This is a genomic window from Clostridium sp. YIM B02506 (assembly GCF_022324845.1).
In the GTDB taxonomy this organism is placed as follows: domain Bacteria; phylum Bacillota; class Clostridia; order Clostridiales; family Clostridiaceae; genus Clostridium_T; species Clostridium_T intestinale.
In genome coordinates this window covers 1-1,697 of record NZ_JAKGTG010000064.1, presented here as the reverse complement: position 1 = coordinate 1,697, position 1,697 = coordinate 1, and the positions used below count along the sequence as shown (strand labels likewise).

The window sequence follows — 1,697 nt, the reverse complement described above, 5'->3', positions numbered from 1 at the left end:
AATTTCCTCGTATTATAAAACCATAGAAATAAATACGAATATTTATTTCTATGTTGAAAACTCTAACTAGTGAAAATTGAAAATTGAATAGAGTATTGACGTTAATTTCCTGGGAGCATACGCATACCCGATCTTTAGACTGTTATCTCATTCAATGAATTCTATGAGTAACTGGTTAGGTTTCTATTTATTGTAGAATTACCTGAATAACAAACGAGGATATAGTTCATTGAGTTTATGAGAATTCTATTCAAAATTAAAGGAGGAAATGTACTATGAATAACTTTATTAATGACTACGTTGTCGGAGTAGATGTTTCATCAACATCTTCTGTAATTACTATACTTAAACCCGACGGCGAAGCATATGGAAAAACATTCTCTATTACAAATGATTTAATAGGCTTTAACAAATTAATATCAATCTTAAATGATATTAATTCTAAGCACTCAAAAAGAGCAAAAATCTTTATGGAATCTACAGGCATGTACCATCTTTTGTTGCATAACTATTTTACTAATAATAATTTTGAGTGTTTTATTATAAATCCTATTAGTACTAAGAATTTTGCTAAGCAAAGTATAAGAAAGGTAAAAAACGATAAGATTGATTCGTTGAGGATTGCCCAATTAGCTCAATCCCCAACATTTTCAATTCAAAATACCTTTAATGAAAATTTCTTTTTACTGAAAAAATTGTGTAGAGAATATGATTCAATTATTGATCATAGGTCTCATTTCAAAAAAAAGTTAAATTCATTACTTAACTTAGTATTTCCAAAGTTTGATAAAGTATTCAGTGATACATTTAGTCCTATTCCGCTAGCCATATTATCAAAATATCCTACTTATAATGACTTTTTAGCTACACCTAAATCTGATGTGATTAAGCTTATGAAGTCTACCATTAACCATTCTAACGAATGGGCCGAAAAAAAATATAATTTAGTACTTAACATAGCTCTTGAAGCTAAGTCTCTTAAAATACCAACCTCATATTTAGGTAGTGAAGTATGTTGTTTTATTAATATAATTGAATCTTTTTCTAAAACTTCTGATATCTTAAAAGAACAAATTTATTTACTTCATAAAGAAATGCCTAACCTTGAGCAAAACTTAAAGTTACTTTGTACTCATCCTGAAGTCGGTTTTATGAGTGCAGTAACTCTATTAGCTGAAATTGGTGACATTAATAATTATAAATCTGCTAAAAAAATAGTTGCATTTCTTGGTGTAGATACCTCAGTATCGCAATCTGGGAATTATAATAGCACTCATAATAAACTTACTAAACGTGGCTCGCGCCTTGCTCGAAAAACTTTATATAACCTTGCTATAGGTTCAATTAAAACTCGACGAAATGGTGCTCCAGCTAATCCTATTTTGCTTGCATACTATAAACGACTAACTAAATCTAAACCTAAAAAAATAGCCATATGTGCTATAATGCATAAATTAATCAACCACTTTTTTGCAATTTTAAGAGATCAACAACCTTTTGAACTACGATTACCTGAGATACATGAAAAAAATTATCTATCGAAACAACTAACCCTTACTGCAATTTAACAAATAATTTTAATATACTATTTATCCATTATTCGTATGTAAATAATGGTTTATTAAGTATACCTCTTTTTAGCAAAAATAAATTCAAAAAAATTATTGACTTTTTATAACTGGTCTAAAGAATAAAAA

1 protein-coding gene is annotated in these 1,697 nt (G+C 28.2%); it reads left to right on the top strand.

All coding sequences use genetic code 11. The features are described 5' to 3' along the window. The first annotated feature begins 275 nt into the window (after positions 1-275). Positions 276-1,568, top strand: a complete 1,293-nt coding sequence (locus L1S49_RS23045) for an IS110 family transposase (RefSeq protein WP_238907694.1) — start codon at positions 276-278, stop codon at positions 1,566-1,568. The last annotated feature ends 129 nt before the right edge of the window (positions 1,569-1,697 follow it).